Source organism: Pseudomonas sp. GW821-FHT09E12 (assembly GCF_059416085.1).
The window spans coordinates 494586-516282 of record NZ_JBWKOM010000003.1; the positions used below are offsets into that span (position 1 = coordinate 494586).

The 21697-nt window shown below is 60.9% G+C and carries 20 protein-coding genes; 17 read left to right on the forward strand and 3 right to left on the reverse strand.

The window, feature by feature from the left end:
- Positions 1-126: 126 nt before the first annotated feature.
- The 7 genes from AC07PQ_RS10750 to ispD all read left to right on the forward strand — a co-directional run bounded on the left by AC07PQ_RS10750 (position 127) and on the right by ispD (position 7881).
- A complete protein-coding gene (locus AC07PQ_RS10750) occupies positions 127-1074 on the forward strand; it encodes an acetyl-CoA carboxylase carboxyltransferase subunit alpha (RefSeq protein WP_007924049.1) in 948 nt (315 codons plus the stop codon).
- A gap of 119 nt (positions 1075-1193) precedes the next feature.
- Positions 1194-2522, forward strand: a complete 1329-nt coding sequence (tilS, locus tag AC07PQ_RS10755) for a tRNA lysidine(34) synthetase TilS (protein ID WP_493185476.1) — start codon at positions 1194-1196, stop codon at positions 2520-2522.
- Between the two features lie 274 nt (positions 2523-2796).
- Positions 2797-4428, forward strand: coding sequence for a CTP synthase (gene pyrG / locus AC07PQ_RS10760; protein WP_007924045.1), 1632 nt, complete (start codon positions 2797-2799; stop codon positions 4426-4428).
- A gap of 5 nt (positions 4429-4433) precedes the next feature.
- Positions 4434-5279 (forward strand): 3-deoxy-8-phosphooctulonate synthase, encoded by an 846-nt coding sequence (gene kdsA / locus AC07PQ_RS10765; RefSeq protein ID WP_007924043.1) that lies wholly within the window; start codon positions 4434-4436, stop codon positions 5277-5279.
- A 157-nt stretch (positions 5280-5436) separates the two neighbouring features.
- Positions 5437-6726 carry a phosphopyruvate hydratase gene (gene eno / locus AC07PQ_RS10770; RefSeq protein WP_007924041.1) on the forward strand — a complete coding sequence of 430 codons (1290 nt, stop codon included), beginning with the start codon at positions 5437-5439 and terminating at the stop codon, positions 6724-6726.
- Between the two features lie 172 nt (positions 6727-6898).
- Positions 6899-7177: a cell division protein FtsB gene (gene ftsB, locus AC07PQ_RS10775; RefSeq protein WP_007924039.1), complete on the forward strand. Its 279-nt coding sequence runs from the start codon at positions 6899-6901 to the stop codon at positions 7175-7177.
- A complete protein-coding gene (gene ispD, locus AC07PQ_RS10780) occupies positions 7174-7881 on the forward strand; it encodes a 2-C-methyl-D-erythritol 4-phosphate cytidylyltransferase (RefSeq protein ID WP_493185477.1) in 708 nt (235 codons plus the stop codon). The genes ftsB and ispD overlap by 4 nt, the downstream gene beginning before the upstream one ends.
- A gap of 162 nt (positions 7882-8043) precedes the next feature.
- On the opposite strand, the gene AC07PQ_RS10785 is transcribed toward ispD, so the two are convergent.
- Positions 8044-8940, reverse strand: a complete 897-nt coding sequence (locus AC07PQ_RS10785; protein WP_007924036.1) for a LysR substrate-binding domain-containing protein — start codon at positions 8938-8940, stop codon at positions 8044-8046.
- Positions 8941-9046: 106 nt separating this feature from the next.
- On the opposite strand from AC07PQ_RS10785, the gene AC07PQ_RS10790 reads away from it, so the two are divergent.
- The 8 genes from AC07PQ_RS10790 (at position 9047) to rpoS (ending at position 16243) form a co-directional block, all read left to right on the forward strand.
- A complete protein-coding gene (locus AC07PQ_RS10790; protein ID WP_007924035.1) occupies positions 9047-10159 on the forward strand; it encodes an S-(hydroxymethyl)glutathione dehydrogenase/class III alcohol dehydrogenase in 1113 nt (370 codons plus the stop codon).
- 83 nt (positions 10160-10242) lie between these two features.
- Complete coding sequence (fghA, locus tag AC07PQ_RS10795) at positions 10243-11094, forward strand: S-formylglutathione hydrolase (RefSeq protein ID WP_493185478.1); 852 nt, start codon at positions 10243-10245, stop codon at positions 11092-11094.
- A gap of 52 nt (positions 11095-11146) precedes the next feature.
- On the forward strand, positions 11147-11620 hold the full coding sequence (ispF, locus tag AC07PQ_RS10800) for a 2-C-methyl-D-erythritol 2,4-cyclodiphosphate synthase (protein WP_007924033.1): 474 nt from the start codon (positions 11147-11149) through the stop codon (positions 11618-11620).
- Entirely contained in the window at positions 11617-12675 is a 1059-nt protein-coding gene (gene truD / locus AC07PQ_RS10805) for a tRNA pseudouridine(13) synthase TruD (protein ID WP_007924031.1), read from the forward strand. Before ispF ends, truD begins: the two co-directional genes overlap by 4 nt.
- Entirely contained in the window at positions 12663-13412 is a 750-nt protein-coding gene (gene surE, locus AC07PQ_RS10810; protein ID WP_493185479.1) for a 5'/3'-nucleotidase SurE, read from the forward strand. Before truD ends, surE begins: the two co-directional genes overlap by 13 nt.
- Before the next feature lie 41 nt (positions 13413-13453).
- Entirely contained in the window at positions 13454-14089 is a 636-nt protein-coding gene (locus AC07PQ_RS10815) for a protein-L-isoaspartate(D-aspartate) O-methyltransferase (RefSeq protein WP_172963011.1), read from the forward strand.
- Positions 14090-14298: 209 nt separating this feature from the next.
- On the forward strand, positions 14299-15132 hold the full coding sequence (locus AC07PQ_RS10820) for a peptidoglycan DD-metalloendopeptidase family protein (protein ID WP_007924027.1): 834 nt from the start codon (positions 14299-14301) through the stop codon (positions 15130-15132).
- 106 nt (positions 15133-15238) lie between these two features.
- Positions 15239-16243 carry an RNA polymerase sigma factor RpoS gene (gene rpoS / locus AC07PQ_RS10825; RefSeq protein WP_007924026.1) on the forward strand — a complete coding sequence of 335 codons (1005 nt, stop codon included), beginning with the start codon at positions 15239-15241 and terminating at the stop codon, positions 16241-16243.
- A gap of 500 nt (positions 16244-16743) precedes the next feature.
- Here rpoS and fdxA read toward each other — a convergent pair whose 3' ends face one another.
- Complete coding sequence (fdxA, locus tag AC07PQ_RS10830) at positions 16744-17067, reverse strand: ferredoxin FdxA (RefSeq protein WP_007924025.1); 324 nt, start codon at positions 17065-17067, stop codon at positions 16744-16746.
- Between the two features lie 142 nt (positions 17068-17209).
- A complete protein-coding gene (gene mutS / locus AC07PQ_RS10835; protein ID WP_493185480.1) occupies positions 17210-19789 on the reverse strand; it encodes a DNA mismatch repair protein MutS in 2580 nt (859 codons plus the stop codon).
- Positions 19790-19976: 187 nt separating this feature from the next.
- On the opposite strand from mutS, the gene AC07PQ_RS10840 reads away from it, so the two are divergent.
- Together AC07PQ_RS10840 and AC07PQ_RS10845 are read left to right on the forward strand one after the other, a co-directional pair.
- Positions 19977-20711: a LexA family transcriptional regulator gene (locus tag AC07PQ_RS10840; RefSeq protein ID WP_493185481.1), complete on the forward strand. Its 735-nt coding sequence runs from the start codon at positions 19977-19979 to the stop codon at positions 20709-20711.
- Positions 20712-21262: 551 nt separating this feature from the next.
- Entirely contained in the window at positions 21263-21610 is a 348-nt protein-coding gene (locus AC07PQ_RS10845) for a phage holin family protein (protein WP_009047293.1), read from the forward strand.
- Positions 21611-21697: the final 87 nt, after the last annotated feature.

Genomic DNA, 21697 nt, shown 5'->3' on the forward strand with positions numbered 1-21697 from the left:
AAAAGTGCGCCGATCTCGACCCGAATTTTTAATCTCGACCTGAACGCGCCTCTCCCTTAAGGTAGGGTGCGAATAGACAACCGGCCGGCCCAAGCTCTCTTGGACGTCGACCCAAGACGGACGCCTATGAACCCGAATTTTCTTGATTTCGAACAGCCGATCGCCGACCTGCAAGCCAAGATCGAAGAGTTGCGCTTGGTCGGTAATGACAATTCGCTGAATATCGGCGATGAGATCTCCCGCCTGCAAGACAAGAGCAGCACACTGACCGAGGACATCTTCGGCAAGCTGACCAGCTGGCAGATCGCACGCCTGGCGCGTCACCCGCGTCGTCCGTACACCCTGGACTACATCGAGCACATCTTCACCGAGTTCGACGAACTGCATGGCGATCGCCACTTCTCCGACGACGCTGCGATCGTCGGCGGCGTTGCCCGTCTGGACGACCAGCCGGTCATGATCATCGGTCACCAGAAAGGCCGTGAAGTGCGCGAGAAGGTCCGTCGCAACTTCGGTATGCCGCGTCCTGAAGGCTATCGCAAGGCCTGCCGCCTGATGGAAATGGCCGAGCGCTTCAAGATGCCGATCCTGACCTTCATCGACACCCCGGGCGCCTACCCGGGCATCGACGCCGAAGAGCGCAACCAGAGCGAGGCCATTGCCTGGAACCTGCGGGTCATGGCGCGCCTGAAAACCCCCATCATCGCCACCGTGATCGGTGAAGGTGGTTCTGGCGGTGCGCTGGCCATTGGTGTCTGCGATCAGCTGAACATGCTGCAGTACTCCACTTACGCGGTGATCTCGCCGGAAGGCTGCGCCTCGATCCTGTGGAAAACCGCCGAGAAAGCGCCGGATGCCGCCGAAGCCATGGGCATCACCGCCGAGCGCCTGAAAGGCCTGGGCATTGTCGACAAGGTCATTGGCGAGCCACTGGGTGGCGCGCACCGTGATCCGGCCGCCGCTGCCGCGCTGATCCGCACCGAGCTGACTTCCCAGCTGGCGATGCTCAAGAAGATGGATAACGACACCCTGCTGGCGCGTCGTTACGATCGCCTGATGAGCTACGGTCTCTGATAGATCGACGCTCCTTGTAGGGGCGGGCTTGCTCGCGAAATGGGCGCCTCGGCCATTCAGGTCGAGGCTTTTCAGGCACTGCGAGCACGCTCGGTCTCTACTCAGGATCCGCTCCATTCATGAGCCCATTCGATACAGCCCTCACGCAAAAACTGTTGCAACGCCTCCTGCCCTGGCTGGATCGATCGGCCTGGCGCATCGCATTCTCTGGTGGCCTCGATTCCACCGTCCTGCTGCACCTGCTGGCCCAACTCAGGCAGCGACACAGTCTTCCCCCTTTGACCGCCATACACGTGCATCACGGCCTCCAGACTGCGGCTGACGCCTGGCCGGAGCATTGCCGGGCCCAGTGCGAGGCATTGGCTGTGCCGTTGCAGGTAGTGGCGGTGCAGGTGCAACCAGGAGCCAGTCTCGAGCGCGCGGCGCGGGAAGCGCGTTATGCCGTGTTCGAAGAGATAACCGGCAGCAATGAGTTGCTGCTGACGGCCCAGCACCGCGACGATCAGGCGGAAACCCTGTTGTTCCGACTGCTGCGTGGGGCCGGAGTCAGGGGGCTGTCGGCCATGCCGGCGTCGCGTGCGTTGGGGAAGGGGCATTTGCTGCGGCCTTTGCTCGACGTCTCCCGCGACGAACTGGAGCGCTACGCTCGGGATCACCAGTTGCACTGGATCGACGACCCCTCCAACCAGGACCGGCAGTTCTCCCGCAATTACCTGCGCCATCAGGTATTCCCGTTGCTGACCGCCCGCTGGCCACAAGCTGCCAGCAGCATGGCGCGTAGCGCGGCGCATTTGCGCGAGACGCGGGAGTTGCTGGATGAGCTGGCCATTATCGATCTGCAAGAGGCGGTCAAGGGCGTTGAGTTCGAATGGCTGAGGTTGCCGTCCCTGGCGCTGGCGCCTTTGCTCGGCTTGTCGCAGGCGCGTCAACGCAATGCCCTGAGTCACTGGCTGAGCCGCTTCACGCCACTGCCGGACAGCGATCACTGGGCGGGCTGGCAGACGCTGCGCGATGCCGCGGGCGACAGCCGTCCGGTATGGCGGCTGGGGCAGGGCGAGTTGCAGCGGGCGGCAGGGCGCGTCTGGTGGTTGTCGGATAGCTGGCTGCAACCGGTACTGTCTGCACCGAGTTGGGTCGATACCGCTGCGCCTCTGTCGTTGCCGGGTAATGGTCAACTGCAACTCATCGGTGGCGCGCCGCAAGGACCTTTGCAAGTGCGTTACCGTCAGGGGGGCGAGGTGATGCAATTGCCAGGACGCGGCCACCGCGACCTCAAGCGCCTGCTCAACGAGGCAGGTCTGCCAGCCTTCGTCCGTGGCAGATTGCCGCTGCTGTATCGAGGCGAAGAATTGCTCGCGGTGGCGAACCTGCCAGGTCTTGACGCAAATGCCCATGAAGGTTGGCAATTGCATTGGCAGCCGCCTTCGAGCGATCAAGGTTTGAGCTGAAAGTCCCTTTCCGGTAGACTACGCTCCCTTCTTGATACAACTTCTGTGGATTCGCCTGAATTGCAGGAGTTGCCGATTACCAAGCAGTCTTTGCTGGGCGATTCCAAAAAATGTGTAGCGAGCAACGTACCGGTGTTTTCTCTTCCGGTCTGTCCCAACGCGGCGGTTTTTTTGAAAGGTGCACTGTGATTAATGCAGGTGATCGGGGGCTTCGGCCTTCCTTCGCTTTCCCCGGCGGCTCGGACCGCTTTAACGCAGACTTCTAGGGTTTTTCATGACGCGCTACATATTCGTCACGGGCGGTGTTGTTTCTTCATTGGGGAAAGGCATTGCCTCGGCTTCATTGGCGGCCATCCTGGAGGCGCGGGGACTTAAGGTCACCATGCTCAAGCTGGACCCGTACATCAACGTCGACCCGGGCACCATGAGCCCGTTCCAGCACGGTGAAGTGTTCGTCACCCACGACGGCGCCGAGACCGACCTGGACCTGGGCCACTACGAGCGGTTCATCCGCACGACCATGACCCAGAACAACAACTTCACCACCGGTCGCGTCTACGAGCACGTGCTGCGCAAAGAGCGCCGTGGTGACTATCTGGGCGCCACCATCCAGGTGATTCCGCACATCACCGACGAGATCAAGCGCCGCATCATCAAGGGCGCCGGCGATGCCGACGTGGCCCTGGTAGAGATCGGCGGCACCGTGGGCGACATCGAGTCGCAACCGTTCCTCGAGGCCATCCGCCAGCTGCGTGTCGAAGTCGGTTCCAAGCGCGCGATGCTGATGCACCTGACCCTGGTTCCGTACATCGCCACCGCTGGCGAGACCAAGACCAAGCCAACCCAACACTCGGTGAAAGAGCTGCGTTCCATCGGCCTGCAGCCTGACGTGCTGATCTGCCGCTCCGACCATCCGGTGGATGTGTCCTCGCGTCGCAAGATCGCGCTGTTCACCAACGTTGAAGAGCGCGCGGTAATCTCCCTGGAAGACGTCGACACCATCTACAAGATCCCGGCTGTGCTGCACGCCCAGGGTCTGGACGATTTCGTCGTCGAGCGTTTCGGCCTGCAATGCAACGGTGCCGATCTGTCCGAGTGGGAAAAGGTGGTCGACGCCAAGCTCAACCCCGAGCACGAAGTCACCATCGCCATGGTCGGCAAGTACATGGAGCTGCTGGACGCCTACAAGTCGCTGATCGAAGCGATGAGTCACGCCGGCATCACCAACCGCACCAAGGTCAACCTGCGTTATATCGATTCCGAAGACATCGAGAACCAGGGCACCGCGCTGCTTGAAGGCGTCGATGCGATCCTGGTGCCAGGCGGCTTCGGTCTGCGTGGCGTGGAAGGCAAGATCACCGCCGTCCAGTACGCTCGCGAAAACAAAGTGCCGTACCTGGGTATCTGCCTGGGCATGCAAGTGGCCGTGATCGAGTTCGCTCGTAATGTCATGGGCTGGAAAGACGCCAACTCCACCGAGTTCGATCGCGCCAGCGGTCACCCGGTCGTCGGCCTGATCACCGAGTGGGCTGATGCCACCGGTGCCGTCGAAACCCGTACCGAAGCCTCCGACCTGGGCGGCACCATGCGTCTTGGCGCTCAGGAATGCCTGCTCGAAGCTGGCTCCAAGGTGCACGATTGCTACGCCAAGGACGTGATCGTCGAGCGTCACCGTCATCGCTACGAAGTGAACAACAACCTGCTGCCGCAGCTGATCGACGCCGGTCTGAAGATTTCCGGTCGTTCCGGCGATGGCGCGCTGGTTGAAGTGGTCGAGGCGCAGGATCATCCATGGTTCGTCGCCTGCCAGTTCCACCCTGAGTTCACCTCGACCCCACGTGACGGCCATCCGCTGTTCAGTGGCTTCGTCAAGGCGGCTTTGGCTCAACACCAGAAGAAGGCGTAACCCCGATGGCACAGAAGATCATCCGCGTCGGCGACATCGAGATTGCCAACGACAAGCCCATGGTGCTGTTCGGCGGCATGAACGTGCTGGAAAGCCGTGACATGGCCATGCAGGTCTGCGAAGAGTACGTGAAGGTCACCGAAAAGCTCGGTATCCCTTACGTGTTCAAGGCCAGTTTCGACAAGGCCAACCGGTCTTCTGTGACCTCTTATCGTGGTCCTGGCCTGGAAGAGGGCATGCGCATCTTCCAGGACATCAAGCAAGCCTTCGGCGTGCCGATTATCACCGACGTCCACGAGCCGCACCAGGCCGCGGTCGTCGCCGAGGTCTGCGACATCATTCAGCTGCCGGCCTTCCTGTCGCGCCAGACCGACCTGGTGGTCGCGATGGCCAAGACCGGTGCGGTGATCAACATCAAGAAAGCCCAGTTCCTTGCGCCCCAGGAAATGAAACACATCCTGAGCAAATGCGAGGAAGCGGGTAACGATCAGTTGATCCTCTGCGAGCGTGGTTCGAGCTTCGGCTACAACAACCTGGTGGTGGACATGCTCGGCTTCGGCATCATGAAGCAGTTCGAATACCCGGTGTTCTTCGATGTGACCCACGCGCTGCAAATGCCCGGCGGTCGCGCCGATTCGGCTGGCGGCCGCCGCGCCCAGGTCACCGACCTGGCCAAGGCCGGCATGAGCCAGTCCCTGGCCGGCCTGTTCCTGGAAGCCCACCCGGACCCGGACAACGCCAAATGCGACGGTCCATGCGCCCTGCGCCTGGACAAGCTCGAACCTTTCCTGGCCCAGCTCAAGGCCCTGGACGAACTGGTTAAGAGTTTTCCGACGGTAGAGACCGCGTAAAACCGATTTCTCCGGTAAAGTACCGCACGATTAATTGCTCAGGCCCACGGGCCTGAGCCTTATCGTCCGCAAGTCTGCCCCCTGTTCCCTGCTTGCCGACGGTAAAGAGATTCCCTTCAGCTGCGTCGTTTTCGTCAACTTTGGAGTGTTTACAACAATGGCAAAAATCGTCGACATCAAAGGTCGTGAAGTTCTCGACTCCCGTGGCAACCCCACCGTCGAAGCGGACGTGCTTCTCGATAACGGCATCATCGGCAGCGCCTGCGCGCCGTCCGGTGCCTCCACCGGCTCGCGTGAAGCGCTGGAGCTGCGTGATGGCGACAAGAGCCGTTACCTGGGCAAGGGCGTACTGAAGGCCGTAGCCAACATCAATGGTCCGATCCGTGACCTGCTGCTGGGTAAAGACCCAAGCGACCAGAAATCCCTCGATCAGGCGATGATCAAGCTGGACGGTACCGACAACAAGGCCACCCTGGGCGCCAACGCGATCCTCGCCGTTTCCCTGGCCGCGGCCAAGGCAGCAGCACAGGACCAGGACCTGCCGCTGTATGCGCACATCGCCAACCTGAACGGTACCCCGGGTGTCTACTCGATGCCGGTGCCGATGATGAACATCATCAACGGTGGCGAGCACGCCGATAACAACGTCGACATCCAGGAATTCATGGTGCAGCCGGTGGGCGCCAAGTCCTTCTCCGAAGGCCTGCGCATGGGCACCGAGATTTTCCATCACCTCAAGGCCGTGCTGAAAGCCCGTGGCCTGAGCACCGCCGTGGGTGATGAAGGTGGTTTCGCGCCGAACCTGGCTTCCAACGAAGACGCTCTGAAAGTGATCTCCGAAGCCGTGGCCAACGCCGGTTACAAGCTGGGCACCGACGTGACCCTGGCTCTGGACTGCGCAGCCAGCGAGTTCTTCGAAGACGGCAAGTACAACCTGTCCGGCGAAGGCCAGGTGTTCACCGCTGAAGGTTTCGCCGACTACCTGAAAGGCCTGACCGAGCGTTACCCGATCATCTCTATTGAAGACGGTCTGGACGAGTCCGACTGGGCTGGCTGGAAGATCCTCACCGACAAGATCGGCGAGAAGACCCAACTGGTGGGCGACGACCTGTTCGTGACCAACACCAAGATCCTGAAAGAAGGCATCGACAAGAAGATCGCCAACTCGATCCTGATCAAGTTCAACCAGATCGGCACCCTGACCGAAACCCTGGAAGCCATCCAGATGGCCAAGGCTGCCGGTTACACCGCAGTGATTTCGCACCGTTCCGGCGAAACCGAAGACTCGACCATTGCCGACCTGGCCGTGGGCACCTCGGCTGGCCAGATCAAGACCGGTTCGCTGTGCCGTTCCGACCGCGTGTCCAAGTACAACCAATTGCTGCGTATCGAAGAGCAATTGAATGGCAAAGCCAAGTACAACGGCCGCAGCGAGTTTCGCGGTTAAGCGGTAGATGGTACAAAGACACCGGATTGGGTCAGAAAAATCGCATCAGCGAGATTTTTGCCACTAATCTGATGCCTTAAGAGCACAAGCCTGGTTCTTCCAGGCTTCGTGCTGTCAGTAGGTTCGAAGTTGTTGGCATGGCTGTCTTTTTTCACTGGATACCCGATATTCGATGCGCAGTCCCAATTGGTTGTTCCTCGTCTTGCTCTTGCTGCTGGCTGGTCTGCAGTACCGCCTCTGGGTGGGGAATGGCAGCTTGGCGCAGGTAACCGACCTGACTCAGCAAATTGCCGATCAGCGCGCTGAAAACGAGCGCTTGCTGGAGCGCAATCGTGTACTCGACGCGGAAGTCATGGAATTGAAGAAAGGCATGGAGACCGTGGAAGAGCGGGCTCGTCATGAACTGGGCATGGTCAAGGAGGGCGAAACCCTCTACCAGTTGGCCCAATGATCCAGTCGTTACTGGCCTTCTGGGCCGTGATTCCTGCCGCGGGCGTCGGTGCCCGCATGGCCGCGGACCGTCCCAAGCAATACTTGCAACTGGGCGGGCGCACTATTCTCGAACACAGCCTCGGCTGTTTCCTCGACCATCCTTGCCTGAAGGGGCTGGTGGTCAGCCTGGCGCTTGATGATCCTTACTGGCCGACCCTGGCCTGTGCCCACGACCCAAGGATCCAGCGGGTCGAAGGTGGTGCGGAGCGTTCCGGATCGGTCCTCAATGCCTTGCTCCATCTGCATGCCCAGGGCGCTGCGGATGAAGACTGGGTGCTGGTTCACGATGCCGCACGGCCGAACCTGTCCCGTGATGACCTGGACAAGCTGCTGAGCGAACTGGCGGATGACCCGGTGGGCGGCCTGCTTGCGGTGCCGGCCCGTGACACCCTGAAGCGGATCGACAAGCACGGACGAGTGCAGGAAACCGTGGACCGCAGCCTGATCTGGCAAGCCTATACGCCGCAGATGTTCCGTCTTGGCGCCTTGCATCGCGCCTTGGCCGACAGCCTGGTGGCGGATGTGGCGATTACCGATGAAGCGTCGGCGATGGAATGGGCCGGCCAGGCGCCACGCCTGATCGAAGGGCGTTCGGACAACCTCAAGGTGACCCGTCCGGAAGACCTGGAGTGGCTGCGCCAGCGTTGGGCCAATCGCCGCTGAGCGTCGCTTTTCGCGGGCCCCTGTAGCCGCTGCCGCAGGCTGCGAACGGCCCGGAACGGGACGCGTTTTTTGTAGTCGTCATGTACTTCAAGCCGATCGACCGCGTTGTCCGCTATGACGGGTATTGCGTAGCCGATCGCAGCCTGCCGCAGCGGCTACGGATCAATCCTTGTACTCCGGCCGTTTGGCCAACCCCTCCTTGAGATAGTCCACCAGCTTGCGCACCTTGGGCGACAGATGCCGTTGTTGCGGATACAGCGCCCACACCGCGGTATTCGGCGGCTGATGCGCCTCGAGCAGGGAAATCAGGCTGCCCTGATGCAAATGCTCCAGCACGTAATAATCCGGTAGCTGGCAGAGGCCAACCCCCTGTAGCGCTGCATCCAGCACGGCCTGCCCGCTGTTGCAGCGCCAGTTGCCTTGCACCCGCTGGGAGAACTCGCGGCCGTCCTGCTCCAGCTGCCAGATGTCCGAGCTGCCGATCAGGCAGTTGTGGCGACTCAATTCCGACAGGCTGTGGGGGCGGCCGTAGCGTTCCAGGTAGGACGGCGAGGCGCAGAGGTACATGCGGCGTGGCGCCAGGCGGGTCGCCACCAGTCGTGAGTCCTGCAGGCGACCGAGGCGAATCGCCAGGTCCAGGCCCTCGTGCACCAGGTCCAGGGGCCGGTTGCTCAGTTCGATATCCACCCGCAGTTGCGGATAAAGCCCCATGAAACTGGTGACCAGCGGCACGATAAACCGCTCGCCGTAAGCCACCGCACAGGTCATGCGCAGCATGCCCTTGGGCTCGCTGGTCAGGTCGCCGACGGCGCGCAACGCCTCTTCGCGCCCGTCCTGCAGGCGCTGGCAATGCTGCAAGAAAGTCTGCCCGGCCTCGGTCAGGGTCACTCGGCGGGTACTGCGATACAGCAGGCGGGTCTGCAGCCGTTCTTCCAGGCGGACGATCTGCCGGCTGATATGGGAAGACGACACCCCGAGGCGCTCCGCGGCGGCGGTGAACTGGCTGCACTCGGCCACGGCGACGAATTCGTCGATGCCTTCCCAGCGGTTCTCGTTCATGGTGATTATCCCTGTACAGCAATAATGTTTTGCTTTTGTCCGGATTATTCATCGTCAGGCGCTGTTTTACACTCCCTGTCTCGTTTTTATTCGCTGGAGACCCAGGATGATCAAGTCGCGCGCTGCCGTTGCCTTCGAGGCCAAGAAACCCCTTGAGATCGTTGAAGTCGATGTCGCCATGCCCAAGGCCGGCGAAGTGTTGTTGCGGGTCGTCGCTTCCGGCGTGTGCCACACCGACGCCTACACCCTGTCCGGGGCCGACCCGGAAGGTATCTTCCCGTCGATCCTCGGTCACGAAGGCGGCGCCGTGGTCGAGGCCATCGGCGAGGGCGTGACCTCGGTGGCCGTGGGCGATCATGTGATCCCGCTGTACACCCCGGAATGCGGCAAGTGCAAATTCTGCCTGTCGGGCAAGACCAACCTGTGCCAGGCGATCCGTGCCACCCAGGGCAAGGGCCTGATGCCGGACGGCACCACCCGTTTCTCCTATAAAGGCCAGCCGATTTTCCACTACATGGGCACCTCGACCTTTTCCGAGTACACCGTGTTGCCGGAAATCTCGGTGGCCAAGATCCCTAAAGAAGCGCCTCTGGAAAAAGTCTGCCTGCTGGGTTGCGGCGTCACCACCGGGATCGGTGCGGTGATCAATACCGCCAAGGTCAAGGCCGGCGACACCGTGGCGATCTTCGGCCTGGGCGGCATCGGCCTGTCGGCGGTGATCGGTGCCGTGAAAGCCAAGGCTGGCCGGATCATCGCCATCGACATCAACCCGGCCAAGTTCGAGATCGCCAAGCAGTTGGGTGCCACCGATTGCGTGAACCCGAAAGACTTCGACCGGCCGATCCAGGAGGTCATCGTCGACATGACCGACGGCGGCGTGGACTTCTCCTTCGAATGCATCGGCAACGTGCAACTGATGCGTGCCGCACTGGAGTGCTGCCACAAGGGCTGGGGCGAGTCGGTGATCATCGGCGTGGCCGGTGCCGGCCAGGAAATCTCCACCCGTCCGTTCCAGCTGGTTACCGGTCGCGTCTGGCGCGGTTCGGCGTTCGGTGGCGTGCGTGGCCGCTCCGAGTTGCCAAGCTATGTGGAAATGGCCCAGAGCGGCGAAATCCCGTTGGATACCTTCATCACCCACACCATGGGGCTGGAGGACATCAACAAGGCCTTCGACCTGATGCATGAAGGCAAGAGCATCCGTACCGTCATTCATTTCTAAGGAGCAGTGGCAAGCTGCAAGCCGGAAGCTGCAAGAGCGATCACCGCCAACTTGCAGCTTGAAGCTTGAAGCCTGCGGCTGAAATGCCCATGAGTCTGGAAAACCTGTCCTGCCAGAAAAGCTTCGGCGGCTGGCACAAACGCTACAAGCATCATTCCGAGGTGCTGGGCTGCGACATGGTGTTCGCCGTGTACCTGCCGCCGCAGGCGGAGCAGGGCGGCAAGCTGCCGGTGCTGTACTGGTTGTCCGGCCTGACCTGCACCGACGAGAACTTTATGCAAAAGGCCGGTGCCCAGCGTCTGGCCGCCGAGCTGGGGTTGATCATTGTCGCGCCGGATACCAGCCCGCGTGGCCCTGGCGTGCCGGGCGACCCGGATGGCGCCTGGGACTTCGGCCTGGGGGCCGGGTTCTATCTGAATGCCACCCAGCAGCCCTGGGCTGAGCATTACCGCATGCATGACTATGTGGTGCAGGAGTTGCCGGCATTGGTCGAGGCGCATTTCCCGGCCTCGGACAAGCGCGGCATCAGCGGGCACTCCATGGGCGGCCACGGTGCTCTGGTCTGCGCGTTGCGCAATCCGGGGCGCTACCAGTCGGTGTCGGCCTTCGCACCGATCAGCAACCCGATGGATTGCCCATGGGGGCAGAAAGCCTTTTCCCGTTACCTGGGCGAAGAGCGCTCCCGTTGGCGCGAATGGGATGCCAGCGTGCTGATCCAGGAAACCAGTGAAAAGCTGCCGTTGCTGGTGGACCAGGGCGATCGTGACGATTTCCTGGCCAATCAGCTCAAGCCCGAAGTGCTGCAACAGGCGGCGAAAGCCGCCGGTCATCCACTGACGTTGCGACTGCAACCCGGCTACGACCACAGCTATTTCTTCATCGCCAGCTTCATCGGCGACCACCTGCAGCATCATGCGCGCGCTCTGAGCGGCTAATGTCCGCCAAAGCAGGTAGAATCACGCCCTGACTCAATCAGGGCGTTTTTTTATGCGTATTGGCCACGGCTACGATGTGCACCGTTTCGCTGAAGGCGATTTCATCACTCTGGGCGGCGTGCGTATTGCACACAGCTTCGGGCTGCTCGCCCACTCCGACGGCGACGTGCTGTTGCATGCTCTGAGCGATGCCTTGCTGGGTGCTGCCGCACTGGGCGACATCGGCAAACATTTCCCGGACACCGATCCGCAGTTCAAGGGCGCCGACAGCCGCGCGCTGTTGCGTCATGTCGTCGCACTGATCCATGCCAAGGGCTGGAAGGTCGGCAACGTCGATAACACCATCGTGGCCCAGGCGCCGAAGATGGCTCCCCATATTGAAACGATGCGCGCGCTGATTGCCGCGGATCTGCAAGTCGAGTTGGATCAAGTGAACGTCAAGGCCACCACCACCGAAAAGCTCGGCTTCGTCGGGCGCGAAGAAGGCATCGCCGTGCATTCCGTTGCCTTGTTGCTGCGCGCATGAACGAACTGCAACTGTTGGGCCCGCGGGCCTATGGTGAAGCCCTGGGTAGTGCGGTATTGAAGGCCACGGCCGAAGACTTCCAGGTCGACGAAGTCCTGGACATTCCCCTGACCGGCGAAGGCGAACACCTGTGGTTGTGGGTGGAAAAGCGCGGCCTGAACACCGAAGAAGCGGCGCGGCGGATTGCCAAGGCCGCGGGTGTGCCGTTGCGCACCGTCAGCTATGCCGGCTTGAAGGATCGCCAGGCGCTGACCCGGCAGTGGTTCAGCATCCAACTGCCTGGCAAGGCGGATCCCGATCTGTCGGCGGCTGAAAACGACACGCTGAAGATCCTCAAGCTGACCCGCCACAAGCGCAAGCTGCAACGCGGCGCCCATGCGGCCAACGGCTTTACCCTGCGCCTGACCGAATTGAAGGCAGACAAGGCGGGGATCGAGGAGCGCCTGCAATCGATCGTCAAACACGGCATCCCCAATTATTTCGGCGCCCAGCGTTTTGGTCATAACGGCGGTAACCTGGTCGATGCCCGCGATTGGGCCGCCCGCAAGGCCTTGCCGGAGCAGCGCAATGTACGTTCGCGGCTGCTTTCCACCGCGCGCAGCTATCTGTTCAACCGGGTGCTGGCGGCGCGCGTGGCCGATGGCAGCTGGCAACGGGCCCAGGTCGGCGACCTGCTGGCCTTCACCGACAGCCGCAGTTTTTTCCCGGCCGGCGAAGCCGAATGCAGCGATCCGCGCCTGGCCATCCTCGACTTGCACCCGACCGGTCCGCAGTGGGGCGAAGGCGAATCGCCTGCCGCCGGGGCGACCCAGCTGCTGGAACAGCAGGTGGCTGCCGACGAAGCGGATCTGCGCGATTGGTTGATTAAAGCCGGAATGAGCCACGAACGTCGCATCCTGCGGCTGCCCATTGGCGGGTTGACGTGGCATTATCCCGAGCCTGACATTCTGCAACTGGAATTCGTCCTGCCGGCCGGATGCTTCGCCACCGTATTGGTGCGTGAACTCGTCGATCTGGTGCCGGTGGGGCAGACGGACAGCCCATGCGTATTCTGATTTCTAACGACGATGGTGTAACAGCACCCGGTCTCGCCGCGCTTCATGCTGCGCTGGCGGATTACGCCGAGTGCGTGGTGATCGCCCCGGACCAGGACAAAAGCGGCGCCAGCAGCTCGCTGACGCTGGACCGGCCGTTGCACCCGCACACCTTGAGTAACGGTTTCATCAGTATCAATGGCACCCCCACCGATTGCGTGCACCTGGGCCTCAACGGGCTGCTGGAACGCGATCCGGACATGGTCGTGTCCGGAATCAACCTCGGGGCGAACCTGGGTGACGACGTGCTGTATTCCGGCACCGTCGCCGCAGCCCTGGAAGGGCGTTTCCTGAACCTGCCGGCGTTTGCCTTTTCGTTTGTTTCGCGTCAGGTGGATAACCTGCCGACGGCTGCCTATTTCGCCCGCAAACTGGTCGAGGCCCACGGGCAGCTGGATCTGCCACCACGTACCGTGCTGAACGTGAACATCCCCAATCTGCCCCTTGATCATATTCGCGGCATTCAACTGACCCGCCTGGGCCATCGCGCCCGGGCGGCGGCGCCGATGAAGACGGTCGACCCGCGCGGCAAGGCCGGTTATTGGATCGCCGCAGCAGGGGGCGCCGAGGACGGTGGCCCGGGTACGGACTTCCACGCCATCATGCAGGGCTATGTCTCGATCACGCCGTTGCAGCTCGATCGCACCTTCAATGATGCCTTCAGAAGTCTTGATGGCTGGCTGGAGGGGCTGCGCTGATGGCTCGCGAACAGGACGATTTGTTGCGTCGCGGTATCGGGATGACTTCCCAGCGTACCCGCGAACGCCTGATCCAGCGTCTTTACGATGAAGGCCTGTCCAACGCCCAGGTACTGGAAGTCATTCGGCGTACACCGCGGCATCTGTTCGTCGACGAGGCCCTGGCGCATCGCGCCTATGAAGACACGGCCCTGCCGATCGGGCACAACCAGACGATCTCGCAGCCTTATATGGTGGCGCGCATGAGCGAGCTGCTGCTGGCGGCTGGCCCGTTGGACAAGGTGCTGGAGATCGGCACCGGGTCGGGTTACCAGACAGCGGTATTGTCGCAACTGGTGGAGCGGGTGTTCTCGGTCGAGCGCATCAAGGTGTTGCAGGATCGGGCCAAGGAGCGTCTGGTCGAGCTGAACCTGCGCAACGTGGTATTCCGCTGGGGCGACGGCTGGGAAGGCTGGCCGGCGCTGGCGCCGTACAACGGGATCATCGTGACGGCGGTCGCCACCGACATCCCCCAGGCCCTGCTGGACCAATTGGCGCCCGGTGGCCGGATGGTGATTCCAGTCGGTGCCGGCGAAGTGCAGCAACTGATGCTGGTCATTCGTGAGGAGCAGGGGTTTTCACGGCAGGTTCTCGGCTCGGTTCGCTTCGTTCCCTTGCTCAACGGGCCATTGGCCTGAGCATTTGTTTGGAACGGGTGAATTCTGCTTGATCGGCTTGGTCTTACAGCTTGATCAATCGGTTAAGTAACCTTGAACCCTGATCGATATGCTGGTGCCTGCCGATTTCGCTTTGCCGGGAATAAAGCGTGGGTGGCCGGTTATACTTGCGACATTTCATGCCTGAGCCAGGCACTAATTATCTTCAACCACCACAAAGGGAGCGGCGGGTGAGTCTCACAGTCATTGCGCAGCGTATGGGTACAACAAGCTTTCAGCGACTGGTGATTGGCCTTGTCTTGAGTTCTCTGTTGGTCGGCTGTTCGAGCAATAAGTCGAGCAGCGCCCGGGTCGTCGATCGCACCAGCGCGGTACCGCAGCGCCCGACGGTGACCACGGGGCAATACACGGTTCGTCGCGGCGACACCCTGTTCTCCATCGCCTTCCGTTATGGCTGGGACTACAAGGCCCTGGCCGCGCGCAACAATATTGCCGAGCCGTACACCATTCACCCGGGGCAGACCATCCGCTTCGACGGCCGCTCGGGTTCGGCCCCGACAGCCGTGGTTACAAAGTCGGCTTCCAGTGCATCTTCTTCAAGTAAAACCACGGTAATTCGTCGTCCGGCAGGGGCCGCGCCAACGATTGCGAGCCAGCCCGCGCCGGCTCCATTACCGCCTGCAGGCCCCGCGCCAAAGGGCTGGGGCTGGCCTGCGAACGGTATTCTGATTGGAAAATTCTCTTCAAACGGTAGTTTGAATAAAGGCATTGATATCGCCGGGGATTTGGGACAGCCTGTTTTAGCTGCGTCTGATGGGACGGTGGTTTACGCCGGGAGTGGCTTAAGGGGCTACGGCGAACTGGTCATCATCAAACACAGCGATACCTACGTCAGTGCTTACGGCCACAGCCGTAGGCTGTTGGTTCGGGAGGGGCAGCAGGTCAAAGTCGGACAGACAATTGCCGAAATGGGATCAACTGGTACAGACCGGGTGAAACTGCACTTTGAGATTCGCCGACAAGGTAAACCTGTAGATCCGCTGCAATTCCTGCCACGTCGTTGATCCGTTACCAAGCCTGTTCCGTCACGTAGAGGGAACAGGTTCCAGCGTTGCCAAGGATAAAGGCGTCGCTTGAGCCTGAGGTCGAACTCACCAAAGGACTATAACAATGGCTCTCAGTAAAGAAGTGCCGGAGTTTGACATCGACGATGAAGTTCTCCTTATGGAGACGGATATCGCCACTGATTCGATGTCGAATGAGGGATCTGCTGTACCTTCAGTTCGTGCCAAATCCAAACACTCCGCTTCATTGAAACAACACAAATACATTGATTACACGCGAGCGCTCGACGCGACGCAGCTGTATCTCAATGAAATCGGCTTTTCCCCATTGCTCTCTCCGGAAGAAGAAGTTCATTTTGCGCGTCTGTCGCAAAGTGGCGATCCGGCCGGGCGCAAGCGCATGATTGAAAGCAACCTGCGTCTGGTGGTGAAAATCGCCCGGCGTTATGTCAATCGTGGGCTTTCGCTGCTGGACCTGATCGAAGAGGGCAACCTCGGTCTGATCCGGGCGGTGGAGAAGTTCGATCCGGAGCGCGGTTTCCGCTTCTCGACCTATGCCACCTGGTGGATCCGTCAAACCATCGAACGGGCAATCATGAACCAGACCCGGACTATCCGGCTGCCGATTCATGTGGTCAAAGAGCTCAACGTCTACCTGCGGGCAGCACGGGAGCTGACACAGAAACTCGACCATGAACCCTCCCCTGAAGAAATCGCCAACCTGCTGGAGAAACCGGTAGGTGAGGTCAAGCGCATGCTGGGCTTGAACGAGCGGGTTTCTTCAGTCGACGTCTCGCTGGGTCCGGATTCGGATAAAACCCTGCTGGACACCCTCACCGACGATCGTCCTACCGATCCGTGCGAGCTGCTGCAGGATGACGACCTGTCGCAAAGCATCGATCAGTGGCTTTCCGAATTGACCGACAAGCAGCGTGAAGTGGTGGTTCGCCGCTTCGGCTTGCGCGGCCACGAGAGCAGCACCCTGGAAGATGTGGGCCTGGAGATCGGGCTTACCCGAGAGCGGGTACGCCAGATCCAGGTCGAAGGTCTCAAGCGTCTGCGTGAGATCCTCGAGAAGAACGGCCTCTCCAGCGAGTCGCTGTTCCAGTAACGGCACGAGCGATCCTGCCGTGAAAAGCCCCGACACGTTCGGGGCTTTTTATTGGGTAATCGATAGGAGTCAGATGAAATACGCAGGCGCATGTTCAATAGCTGAACGGGCATGTAAGTAAAGGCTGACTCTTTCGTAAGTGTTCGGTTTTTATGCGGTATGAAAGTTGTCTGTTTGATCTGAGGCTTTTAGTTATCTTGTTGATTTATAACAAATTATTTTAATGCTTAGAACAGTGTTTGACACGTTTTCTACCTGTCAGTGCCATTGCTCTGTCATGGAAACTCTCTAATATCAGCCCTGTGTCGACGGATAGACACAGCCATCAAGGATGATGGTCAGGACATCGCAGGACGCGATTCATCAGGACGATGAAAAGGAACACAGGGACTAGGGAAAAAAGGTGGGCGGGTCATACCGCCCCTTTTTTTGCCTGTGCAAAAGTGAATCCGGAACAGCAAAAAGGCCCGCAACGGGCCTTTTTGGGGAACGCGAGGTAATCAGCGTTCGAGATCTTTGATCTTGCCTTTGACGCCATCCCACTCTTCGGCATCGGGCAGGGAATCTTTCTTTTCAGTGATGTTGGGCCAGATCTCGGCCAGCTCAACGTTCAACTGAATGAATTCCTGCATCTCTTCTGGAACTTCGTCCTCGGAGAAGATCGCTACAGCGGGGCATTCAGGCTCGCACAGCGCGCAATCAATGCACTCATCCGGGTGAATCACCAGGAAGTTCGGGCCTTCGTAAAAGCAGTCCACCGGACAGACTTCTACGCAGTCGGTGTACTTGCACTTGATGCAGTTGTCGGTGACGACGAAGGTCATTTCTAATTCTCTCCTCAGGCGGCGGCAGCGGAGCCCCTTCAGGACGGGGTCGCCAGGTTCGGGAGCGATAGTCTGCGGACCAGGCTAATAGTCCGCAGCATCCCAAACCGCGCGAGATTCTAACAGCTTGAAAGCATCAGCGTTAGATGCGTGTCTTCAATGTATAGAGCATTTCCAGTGCCTTGCGCGGGGTCATGTCGTCCAGATCGAGCTTGGCCAAGTCATCGAGTACCGGGTGCGGCAGGCTGGCGAACATGTCGCTTTGCTGCGGGACCGAAGGCTTGCCCGCTACCGGAGACGGCGCTTCATGGGGCAGGCTGGTGGTCTCCAGGCGACTCAGGTGCTCGCGGGCACGGACGATGACATCGCTCGGAACCCCCGCCAGCTGGGCCACGGCTAGGCCATAGCTCTGGCTGGCAGGACCTGGCAGCACGTGGTGCAGGAACACGATGCGTTCGTTGTGCTCGGTGGCATTGAGGTGCACGTTGGCCACCAGCGGTTCATTTTCCGGCAGGACGGTGAGCTCGAAGTAGTGGGTGGCGAACAGGGTGTACGCCCGCAGCTGGGCGAGACGTTCTGCCGCAGCCCAGGCCAGGGACAGACCATCGAAGGTACTGGTGCCGCGACCCACTTCGTCCATCAGCACCAGGCTGCGCTCGGTAGCGTTATGCAGGATGTTGGCGGTTTCGCTCATTTCCACCATGAAGGTGGAACGGCCGCCGGCCAGGTCATCGCTGGAGCCGATCCGGGTAAAGATCCGGTCCACCAGGGACAGCTCGCAGCTCGCTGCCGGCACGAAGCTGCCGATATGGGCCAGCAGAACGATCAGCGCGGTTTGCCGCATATAAGTGGACTTACCACCCATGTTCGGGCCGGTGATCACCAACATCCGGGTCTGATCGTCGAGGCTCAGGTCGTTGGCCACGAACGGCGTGGTCAGGACCTGCTCGACCACCGGGTGGCGACCCTGGGTGATGCGCATGCACGGCTCGCTGACGAAGCGCGGGCAATTGAGGTCGAGATTCAGCGCTCGTTCGGCCAGGTTGCTCAGCACGTCCAGCTCAGCCAGCGCCCCCGCGGTGTCCTGCAACGGCGGCAGGTGACCGATCAGGGTCTCCAGCAAGGCTTCGTAGAGCATCTTCTCGCGGGCCAGGGCGCGGCTCTTGGCGGATAGCGCCTTATCCTCGAAGGCCTTGAGCTCCGGAGTGATGAAGCGTTCGGCGCCCTTGAGGGTCTGGCGCCGGATGTAGTCCGCCGGGGCCTGTTCCGCCTGTTTGCTTGGCAATTCGATGAAATAGCCGTGAATCCGGTTGTAGCCGACTTTCAGGTTGGCCAGGCCGGTACGGGCCTTTTCCCGGGCTTCCAGGTCGATAAGGAACTGGCCGGCGTTTTCGCTCAGCGATTGCAGTTCGTCCAGCTCGGCGTCGTAACCGGTCTTCAGCACGCCGCCATCGCGGATCACCGCCGGCGGGTTGTCGATGATGGCTTTCTCCAGCAGCGCGGCCAGTTCCGGGTAAGTGCTGGTGGTCACAGCCAGTTGGCTCAGGTGCTCGGCCTCGAGTTCGGTCATCGCCACTTGCAGTTCCGGCAGCGCCGCCAGGGCATCGCGCAGGCGCGCCAGGTCGCGGGGGCGGGCGTTGCGCAGGCCGATACGGGCGAGGATCCGCTCGATGTCGCCGATCTCCTTGAGCTGCGGTTGCAGCCTTTCGAAACGGTAACCGTCCAGCAGGCAGCCAATCGAAGTCTGTCGCGCCTGCAAGACTTTCAAGTCGCGCAGCGGGCGGTTCAGCCAGCGGGTCAGCAGGCGGCTGCCCATGGCGGTCTGGCAACGGTCGACCACCGACTGCAGGGTATTGTCGCGGCCGCCGGCGAGGTTGGTGTCCAGCTCCAGGTTGCGCCGGCTGGCGCCGTCGAGCACCACAGTGTCGTCCAGGCGCTCGTGACGCAGGCTGCGCAGGTGGGGCAGGGCGGTGCGCTGGGTTTCCTTGGCATAGCTCAGCAGGCAGCCGGCGGCGCCGATGGCCAGGGTCAGGTTCTCGCAGCCGAAACCCTTGAGGTCCTGGGTGGAGAGCTGCTGGCACAGGCTCTTGTGGGCCGAGTCGCGTTCGAAGTCCCAAGGCGCGCGACGGCGCACGCCACGGCGTTTTTCCGCCGGCAGGCCTTGTGGCCAGTCGTCCGGGATCAGCAGTTCCACCGGGTTGGTGCGTTCCAGCTCGGCCAGCAGGTTTTCCCAGCCCTTGATTTCCAGGACCGTGAAATTGCCGCTGGTGATGTCCAGCACCGCAAGGCCGAACAGGCGCTCGTCGCCCAGCACCGCCGCGATCAGGTTATCCCGGCGTTCGTCGAGCAGGGCCTCGTCGCTGACGGTCCCCGGGGTGATGATCCGCACCACCTGGCGCTCCACCGGGCCCTTGCTGGTGGCCGGGTCGCCGACCTGTTCGCAGATCACCACCGACTCGCCGAGCTTCACCAGCTTGGCCAGGTAACCTTCGGCGGCGTGATAAGGAATCCCGCACATCGGAATCGCCTGGCCAGCCGACTGCCCGCGCGCGGTCAGGGTAATGTCCAGCAACTTGGCAGCCTTCTTCGCGTCTTCATAGAAGATTTCGTAGAAGTCGCCCATGCGATAGAACATCAGCTGATCGGGGTGCTGGTTCTTGAGGCGCCAGTACTGCTGCATCATCGGCGTGTGGGAGGACAGATCGGTGAGCGCTTTATTCATCGGGTCGTCAGGTTGATTCGTTGAAAGGGTGGGCAAAAGCAGAGGGCATGGGCCCGGCTTTTTCGCGATGGGCGCAAGGTTACCATGGGCGGTCCGACCTTCGCAGGGATGAACCCAGCAGGATTTCGGGTGTTTTATGCATAAATATGCATTTTAGCATTTGCCGTCGGCGAAAATAACCCGCAATATGCGCGTTATGCAAAAGCGCAACGTTTCTACCGTCTTAAGAGAGCTGCTCGATCGCGATGGCATTTCCCCCACGGAACTCCATCGGCGTACCGGTGTGCCTCAATCCACCCTTTCGCGGATCCTCAGCGGCAAGATTGTCGATCCTTCGGACAAACACATCTCGCGGATCGCCGAGTACTTCCTGGTGAGCACCGATCAACTGCGCGGACGCGCGGCTGTCGCTCCTGCCCTGTCGGCCGATCCGCATTCGGAACTCAAGGACATAAGTCTGTGGGACGACGATACCCCCGTCGATGACGACGAGGTGTCGGTCCCCTTTCTTCGCGAGGTTGAATTGGCTGCGGGATCAGGAAGATTCGTCATCGAGGAAAGCGAGCGCTCCAGCCTGCGCTTCGGCAAGCGCAGCCTGCGGCACAATGGCGTGCAGTTCGACCAGGCCAAATGCGTGACGGTCCGCGGCAACAGCATGCTGCCGGTGCTGCGCGACGGCGCCACGGTGGGGGTCAATGCCGGCAAGTGCGGTATCGGCGACATCATCGACGGCGACCTGTATGCCATCAACCACAACGGCCAACTGCGGGTGAAGCAGCTCTATCGCCTGCCTTCCGGCATTCGCCTGCGTAGCTTCAACCGCGACGAACACCCGGATGAGGACTACAGCTTCCAGGAAATGCAGGAAGAGCAGATCGTCATCCTCGGTCACGTTTTCTGGTGGGGCATGTACGCCCGTTAACCGCAGCCCATAACGCCAAAGCCCGCCATCGAGCGGGCTTTTTTGTGCCCGCGGAAAACCCTCCACGCCTTTATTTATGCGGTGCTCATGCGCAGATGCATTTGTCGCGCATAAATAAATGCATTTGTGCATTGACTGTATATGCATACATGCATATTATTCGTTCCAAGCCGCCCGACAGCGGTGAGCAACACCGCTCTTTAGTGGCAAAAGCAAAGGCAGCGATGAACCGGCCTCGACGGTTCAGAGGGTTGGCAACTGACCCGGGTGTGCAGCGTAAAGCACCGTGAACAGTTATCCGGCGGGCAGGGACCGCGGTCGGAGGAACAATTTGAATGGACTCGTACCGCGCCAGTAGCGCCGAAAAGTCAGTTTCCTTTTCGTTTAGCCACTTAAAGGAAAGCGAAGGACCGCATTACTGAAAAGCCCGGGCGACCGGGCTTTTTGGAATGCCTACCTACCGTGGGCCATGCCGGGATATGCACCGTTGATACACAAGCCAATTGATTACCGGGCCAGCGCATTGGCCTATTCCACTCAGGAGGAGTGACATGACAAACGAGCAACAAGCGTTGCTGGACATGCCCATCTGGCTTGTCATCGTCCTTGCCCTGGTGGGTGGGGTGTCCGGCGAAATGTGGCGCGCCGACAAGGAGGGCGCCCGCGGCTGGTTGCTGCTGCGGCGCCTGGCCCTGCGCTCCGGGGCCTGCGTGATCTGCGGGGTCTCGACCATCATGCTGCTGTACGCCGCCGGCGTATCGATCTGGACCGCCGGCGCCTTCGGTTGCCTGACCGCCATGGCGGGCGCCGATGTGGCCATCGGGCTCTACGAGCGCTGGGCGGCCAAGCGGCTCGGTGTGTGTGAGGTGCCGCCCAAGGATCCCCGCTCGGACTCCTGAATAACGACCAAAACAGATCGTCGATTCATTGAGTCGACGCTGCCGTGATACCCGCCTGACGCAGGACGCGTACTCGTATTGAACGAG